At 64.7% G+C, this 7,003-nt stretch carries 4 protein-coding genes and 1 pseudogene; 4 read left to right on the plus strand and 1 reads right to left on the minus strand.

The features are described from left to right. Positions 1-1,073: pseudogene (locus QHF83_RS52500) on the plus strand (hypothetical protein); the annotation flags it as partial. A gap of 692 nt (positions 1,074-1,765) precedes the next feature. After that, complete coding sequence (locus QHF83_RS52505) at positions 1,766-2,242, plus strand: hypothetical protein (protein WP_282425733.1); 477 nt, start codon at positions 1,766-1,768, stop codon at positions 2,240-2,242. 183 nt (positions 2,243-2,425) lie between these two features. On the opposite strand, the gene QHF83_RS52510 is transcribed toward QHF83_RS52505, so the two are convergent. After that, positions 2,426-3,130 carry an alpha/beta hydrolase-fold protein gene (locus tag QHF83_RS52510; RefSeq protein WP_282425734.1) on the minus strand — a complete coding sequence of 235 codons (705 nt, stop codon included), beginning with the start codon at positions 3,128-3,130 and terminating at the stop codon, positions 2,426-2,428. Positions 3,131-4,162: 1,032 nt separating this feature from the next. Between QHF83_RS52510 and QHF83_RS52515 the strand changes: the two genes are divergently transcribed. After that, complete coding sequence (locus QHF83_RS52515) at positions 4,163-4,567, plus strand: hypothetical protein (RefSeq protein ID WP_282425735.1); 405 nt, start codon at positions 4,163-4,165, stop codon at positions 4,565-4,567. A 774-nt stretch (positions 4,568-5,341) separates the two neighbouring features. After that, on the plus strand, positions 5,342-6,754 hold the full coding sequence (locus QHF83_RS52520; protein WP_282425736.1) for an IS630 family transposase: 1,413 nt from the start codon (positions 5,342-5,344) through the stop codon (positions 6,752-6,754). Positions 6,755-7,003: the final 249 nt, after the last annotated feature.

The following is a 7,003-nucleotide window of genomic DNA, read 5'->3' on the forward strand; positions in this document are numbered from 1 at the left end:
ACCGCCAGGCGCTCAACGTGCGGCCCGATCCGCTCGTCTCGGGGCGTCTCGGGCTCGTGCTGGTCGAGGGCGGCAGGCCCGAGGATGCTGCCGAGCTTCTGCTCTACGCGCTCCATCAGGCCCCGGCGACGACGCCCGCGGAGCGTGCAGAGCGCCGGCGCTTCTTCGAGGCGCACGAGGTGGCGCGCGCTCATGGCTCGTGGGTCGAGATATTCGTCTCTCACGCGGGCGCGCGTGTGACGGTGGACGGCATCGATCGGAACGAGGCGGGGCGTTCGGCCTTCTGGACGTTCGTGGCGGGAGGAGAGCACGAGATCCGGGCGACGCTCGACGGATTCGAAGAGGCGGTCGTGAAGTTCACGGCCGTGAAGGGGAAGGACATGAAGGTTTCCGTTCCCCTGACGGCACGCACGGTAGAGCGAACGGAGCGCACGGCAGAGCAAGCTCCGGCGATCTATGTGCCCGAAAAGGACCCGACCACGACGTTGCCGACCGTGGTGGCCGGGCCGGAGTTCACGAAGCAGGAAGACCCGTTCGCGTACGACAACCAGCCGAAGGACCCGACAGCCGCCGAAAGGAAGGGCCTGCGGGGCTTCCTGGGAGTGGGGCCGGTCGTCGTGTTTGGTGTCGCTTCATGGATGCCCGCCGTGGGGGCGATGATCGGCGGCGGTTTGCAGGTCAATCAGCATCTCTCGATTGGGATTGAGGCACGCGGGGCCTGGTTGACAACGGGTGTCGCGGACCAGCCCATCAATGCAATGACGGCGGGCGGGATCGCGAGCCTGTGTGGGCACTACAGGTGGTTCGTCGGCTGCGCGCTCGGGCATCTTGGCGTGATCAACGTCGAGGCCACATCGCAGGGCTACAAACCCGCCAGTTTTGTGAATGTCAAACCCGGAGCCGGTGGGCGCGTTGGCGCAAAGGTTCCTGTCACGCAATCCTTCTCCCTCCACGCGGCGGCCGATGTTCTCGCACTGTCGAGCGGCGTGAGGGTGGTTGTTGGACCAACGGTCCTCTCCGAGCAGCCGCCGGTCATGGTTGGCGTGCAGCTTGGCGGAGGGTGGGAGTTTTAGATATGCTGCGTAAGGCGTTTTTCTGTTCGTTGTTTTTTGTCCTGGGAGTGGTCGGCGCGTCCTGCACGGCGGCTCCCTCTTTCAACGAGTTCGAGTGCGATCCCGACTCGTTTTTTCCGGCGCCCGCGTGCATTCCAGACGGGGGCACGGATGCCGGGAGCGACGCGGATGCCGCGCCCGATGAGCCCGACGCGGGGCAATCCGCGTGCCCCGGCCGGTGCGTCCCGGTACCCAGCGGAAACGCCGGCTACTGGTCGGAGGTCGCGGTCTCGCTCCTCGTATACCCTACCAATGCAATGGCAGAACCTCCGGAGTGCCCAGAGGGGGCCTCGGCCGAGAAGTGGCGCCTCCTCGCAGACCTCGACGCCCCTGCCGCCGCGTGCGAGCCTTGCGAGTGCGGCCCCTCGACCGGCGCGTGCAAAGCACTGCCGGAGAAGATGCAGATCCGCGCGGGGGCGTGCGGGGAAAGCGGGGCCGCCAGCCTCCCTTTTGATGCTCCGGCCGGTTGGGATGGCTCCTGCACGAGCAACAACTCCCTTCCGGCCGGTGCGCAGTGCGGCGGGGAGCCGTGTGCCCAGTCCGTGTGGGTTTCACCGCTCCCCGGGCCGACAAACGAGCAGGGGTGCAGCCCTAAGAGCGAGACACCTGCGTTCACCACGACGAGGGAGTGGAAAACCGCGGGCCTCGCGTGCATGAATAACACTGTGGACGACGCCTGCGCCGACGCAGGGACGCAGTATTGCGTGAGCGATCCCGGCCCTGGCTGGCTCCAATGTGTCGTTCGCGAAGGGGCCGACGCCCCCTGCCCGGAAAACTACAACTGGGCCCGTTATGAGATGTACCCCGAGGATGCCGTCATCGACGAGCGCGCCTGCGAGGAGTGCGAATGCGGGCCGCCTGAGGGGAGCGCATGCACTGCATCGGTACACCTCTATGAGGGGCCGGTCTGCTCCTCTCAATCGGAGCAGTTCGGCATGGTGTCTCCCCATGACCAGTGTCAAAACATAGGTCCCCCGGGGCATGCCATCGCCGGCAAGGCGATCACGGACCTCGAATACGTGCCCGGCACGTGCGCCGCTACCGGCGGAACGCCGAAGGGCGAGGCCAAGAAGGACATGACGAGAGCCGTCACCTTCTGCTGCCTCTACCCGTTTTACCTCATCAACTGAATCGTAGTTGGCGACGAGTCCGTCGCGCAAGCCGCGGAAAGGGTCCGCAAACCCGACATGGCTTCTCTGCCCGAGCGGAGCGCGATGAGGCGCGGGAGCTGAACGTGGCAGAGGACACAGGTTGCGGAGAATCACGCAAGGCGGCGTAGGGCCGCTGGTGGCGAAATTTCTAACTTGATTGTCCTAAGCGCTGCACAGCCACTGAAGCGCGTCGGCCAGTTCAGCCCGCCAAGGTTCGAACGCATGTGCTCCGTGAAACACGTGGTGCCTCACCTTGGCGCCGCTGGCTTTGAGCGCATCGACGGCGGATTGCACTCCGGCGACCTGCGTGAACTCCTGGCGCATTCCCGTGGGTGGATGGGTGGCGTTGTCCTCGAGCTCCTGGTCGCCGACGCTGAGCCAATGGCGGGAGCTGACCTTCGGGAATGCGCGTGCGAGGCTCGCGAACCGTTTGCGTTCCCACCAGAAGGAGCCGGATTGGCTCAGCGCGGACGAAAAGACGTGGGGATGGGTCAGGGTCATGTGGGCGCTGGCGAGGCCGCTTAGGCTGAGACCGCAGACCAGATTTCTCTCGCCGCGGATGGTGCACGCTCGGTTCCTGGCCCAGCGAACCAGGTCTTCGGAGATGAATCGAGCGAAGCGATCGTTGCAGACGAAGTCTTCGTGTCGCGACTGGGGGCCGTTGCTCGGAACGAAGGCGAAGGACATCTGCGGAATGCGTTGGCTTGCGATCAGCTCCTGGAGGATGGGCAGGGCGCCGACGCGCTCGAGATAGTATTCTCCGTCCAGGAACACGCAGAGCGGGTGCTCGGTCGCCTGGGGGCCGGCGACGAACCAGACGGTACGGGTGTAGTCTTTGCCTTCGACGACGACCTGCTCGGTGTTCATGGGCCGATTCTACTGAGCCTCGCGCTCGAAGAGAAGCGTGGGCTCGTTCAGCGCACCAGCGTTTGCATTGCTAAGGAGCGGCTCGACGTCGCTCGCGAGCCTGGCCCTCGAACAGCGCGATCCCCGCCTCGGCGCGAAGGTCCTGCACACGGCGCCCGAACCGAATCTTGAACCCGCTTGCGCTTTTGGCCTTACGGGTTGCCATGGTCCACCCCTTTCTGCGTCACGGGCCGGACGTAGACCCGCCTCTCGGGTACGACGCTCTCCCACAAAACGACAGCGCCCGAGTTACCTCGTGCCCGCTCGCGCATTGTTTGTCTCCTGAAGGGGCGAGCATCTCGCTCCCTTTCGGCACAAGCGACCCGCAGAAGGGGGCGATGGGCATGCTTCTCTGGGCGAGCGCAGCCCTTCGCCCTCTCCTGGGGGTCGTTTGTCGCCGATCTCAGGCGGCTGCGAGTCGAGGCGCCCTTCACGCGCGCACGCCATCGATTCGCCGTCGCCTCGGGTCGGCGACGCCAAACGGAGGAACATGAGCGCACTACACGACACTGACGACGACGCCGCGACGACCGTGATGGACCGCCCGGCCCTCAGCAGCGTGCGCCCAAGTACCGCGCACTCGGAGCCGCCGCCTCGGGACACGGTCTTCGATCCGCCGTCGTGTTGGAGTCGCCTCCGGGCTCTGGCCGATGCCGTTCGCAGCATCCGTGAACGCATCCGAGGGAGACGGCTCGCGGATCGGCTTCCTCCTCTTCCGCCTCGTCGCTCCGCGAGGTCCACCTTGGTTGCCGCGGGCGCTGTCGCTCACGACGAACGCGGCGAACAGCTCCTCCTCGATCTCGTGCGCGCCGAACCTGCCTATCAGAAAGCTGCCATCTGCGTCGCGCATTACGCCTGGACTTGTCGTATTCAGGAGCGCTCGTGCCTGCACTGCATCGGCTGCAAAGCGCGGGCATCGTCTCGCTCACGCCCAACCTCGCCCGACCCGAGCGTGTGCAGCTCCGCATTCCCCTTTGAAACTCAGGAGGCAATATGCCCAGAAACAAGATGCAGAAAAATGTCGTTCCCGAGACGTCCGAACCTGCGGAATTGTCCACTGCGTTCGCCCTCGCCAGCGACGGGAAGCTCTACTTCGCGTTCGAGAGCGTCCCACCGCCGGACCGTCTGGTGTTCGTGGGCTATGCCCTGCATGCCGAAGAGGCCACGAAGTTGGGCGCGGCGGGATTGCTCAGTTGGGCGATGCTCCACAAACTCGCGCTCGGAAGTGATGGATGCATCTACGTGCAAGAGGGAGCGATCGACGCCACGGGGCGTGACGTGTTCCGCGGCTTTGCTGCTACCCCGGAGGAGGCAACACGCGCGGCCGAGGAAATTCACCGCGTTGCGTCCAACGTCACGGTCGAGGTGTTCGCGAGGAAGCGTGCAGCGGCGGCATAAGCCGGTGCGGATCACACCGGGGTCGAAGTAGGCGCCGAATGGACATCCGTAGTGTCACACGATCGCCGCCGTGCCGCGCAGGTGTCGCGGCAAGCGTGGACATGCCGATCGCGGAGTGTGATCCGCCCCGGCTTCTTTTACATCGCTACCGCGATCGGTTCATGGTCGAGGTCCATGTGTCCACGCGATTCGGACCGTTGGTCTTCGTATTCTTCGCTCGGCCCAACGGAAGGGGCGTCCATGTCCGCGATCTGTTCGTGGACTGCTACAAGGGCCGCCGTTGGTTGGGCAGGGCGGAAGTCATTGATGAAAAAAACGCGGGACGAAGTGTGTTGGCAACATCTGCTTTTCTTGCCTCTCGTGCGCCGCGCTCTCGCATGGGCAACACGGCGGAGACTAAGCCCGCGCTGCTGGTGTCCGGACGGGCACCCAGAGAAGTGCTGGGGCACGAATCACGGTCCGCAGCCCCAGCTCCCGGATCTTCCAGAGCTGCGGCGTGGGATTAAAGCGAGATGCAGGGTCCCGCATCGCGGCTGCTGTGTCGCCGCCTCATCAGGACAACGCCACACCGGGGGGGTTATTTCGACGTCGGAGGCGGGAGTTCCGGCGTCGTGCGCAACGAACGGTGGGGGATGGGATTTCGGGGACTAGTACATCATCCCGGAAATTCGTAGTCGTTCCAATCCCTTCAGCGGCCACCTCGTCGGGTTCGTCCGAGAGCAACGTGGGGTTCGTCATGGAAACATCCTCGCCTGTTGTTCTGTTCAGGGGCACATGCCGCAGCCGGCCACCCCTGTGCACGTCTCGCCGAGCGAGCGTGAGCGCCTGGAAGCGTGTGTTCGTCGCACCAGCACGCCTCAGACACTCGCAAAGCGCGTGAGGATGCTCCTTCTCCGGGCAGATGGATTCGGTCCTGCGAGCGTGGCGCGACGACTCGGATGCGCTGTCAGCACCGTCGACAAGTGGAGCGCGCGCTGGCGGCAGCGACCGTGCCTCGAATCGCTCCTGGACGCGCCGCGTTCGGGGCGTCCGCAGAGCATTGACCTGGAGACTCGCTGCGAAATCGTGAAGATCGCGTGCAGTCGTCCTGATGGCTGCAAAGCGCCGGTGCGGGAGGTGTGGACGCTCGACGCGATTGCCACGGAGCTGCATGCACGCGCAGGCATTCTCGTCAGCCGTTCTTCGGTCCATCGTGTGCTCCAGGCCCGAGGGCTTCGGCCGCACCGGGTTCGTCCGTGGCTGCACAGCCCCGATCCCGACTTTCGACCGAAGGTCCGGCGCATCTGCGAGCTCTACCTGACCCCGCCGAAGGATGCGGTCGTCCTTTGCGTCGACGAGAAGCCCATGCAGGTGCTTTCTCGAAAGTATCCGACGCGGCGCGCGCGGGATGCCAGCTTGCGGCGCGAGTTCGAGTACGTTCGTCACGGCACGCGAGCGCTGCTCGGAGCCTTCGAGGTGCGCAGGGGCAAGGTGGTCGGCGAGGTCGTGAAGCACCGTGACGCAGCCACGATGCTGAAGTTCATGGAGAGGCTCGCACGCCGCTATCCAAGACAGCGAATCATCGTCATCTGGGACAACCTCAACATTCACAAGGACGGCTTGGACGAGCGGTGGAGCTTGTTCAACGCGCGTCACGGCAACCGCTTCGAGTTCGTGTACACGCCCATGCACGCGTCCTGGCTCAACCAGATCGAGATCTGGTTCTCCATCCTTCAGCGACGCGTGCTGCGGCTCGGCAGCTTCGACGATGCGGGGGAGCTCGAGGCCGCGGTGCGAGGCTTCATCGCTTACTGGAATCGCTACGAAGCGCACCCGTTCCGCTGGAAATTTTCGGGAGACTTCGTACAAGCTCCGTATCGAACCCATGGCCAAGTCGTTCGTCATCCAACACGACGTTTCCACGGTCGAGCGCTGGTTGAAGAAGCACCCCGACCTCTCCCACGTCCACGTTCGGAAGCGCGGCAACCTGCTCATTCTGGAGTCGGGGTCCAAAGAGGCCCCCATACCGCATGCCCGTCTGCGTCGCACCGAGATCGGCACCTGGGCACTCGAAATGCCATATCGCTCCCGCTGGGAGCCCACGCCCTATCAGGACCGCGAGCAGGAGCCGCTGCTCGACCTCCTCCACGGTTCCTTCGGCTGGATGCTCATGCCGATGGCGTGAACCACTACGAATTTCCGGGATGATGTACTAGAACCGTTCTCGGGGGGTGAATCGGCCGGGCTTTGCCCGGACGAGAGGGGGACGCGAGGCGTCGCCCTCGGGACAAAAGAGCTAGGACATCGAGCGGTTGCAAACCGATCGATGTCCTAGATGGCTGGTGTTTTTCTCTACCAAACCATCGCGCGATGGTGTAAGGCGGGGGGCATGTCCCGTGGACAAACCCCGAAGCAGGGCGAGATGTGGAGGTCGACGTCGGCGTACTGCGGAGCGAA

Source organism: Polyangium sp. 15x6, from assembly GCF_029960785.1.
Classification (GTDB): domain Bacteria; phylum Myxococcota_A; class Polyangia; order Polyangiales; family Polyangiaceae; genus Polyangium.

What these genes read in the sequence shown, in the direction of transcription:
- QHF83_RS52505 (WP_282425733.1), top strand. Translation starts at nt 1,766, where the DNA reads ATGAATAACACTGTGGACGACGCCTGCGCCGACGCAGGGACGCAGTAT.
- QHF83_RS52510 (WP_282425734.1), bottom strand. Translation starts at nt 3,130, where the DNA reads ATGAACACCGAGCAGGTCGTCGTCGAAGGCAAAGACTACACCCGTACC.
- QHF83_RS52515 (WP_282425735.1), top strand. Translation starts at nt 4,163, where the DNA reads ATGCCCAGAAACAAGATGCAGAAAAATGTCGTTCCCGAGACGTCCGAA.
- QHF83_RS52520 (WP_282425736.1), top strand. Translation starts at nt 5,342, where the DNA reads ATGCCGCAGCCGGCCACCCCTGTGCACGTCTCGCCGAGCGAGCGTGAG.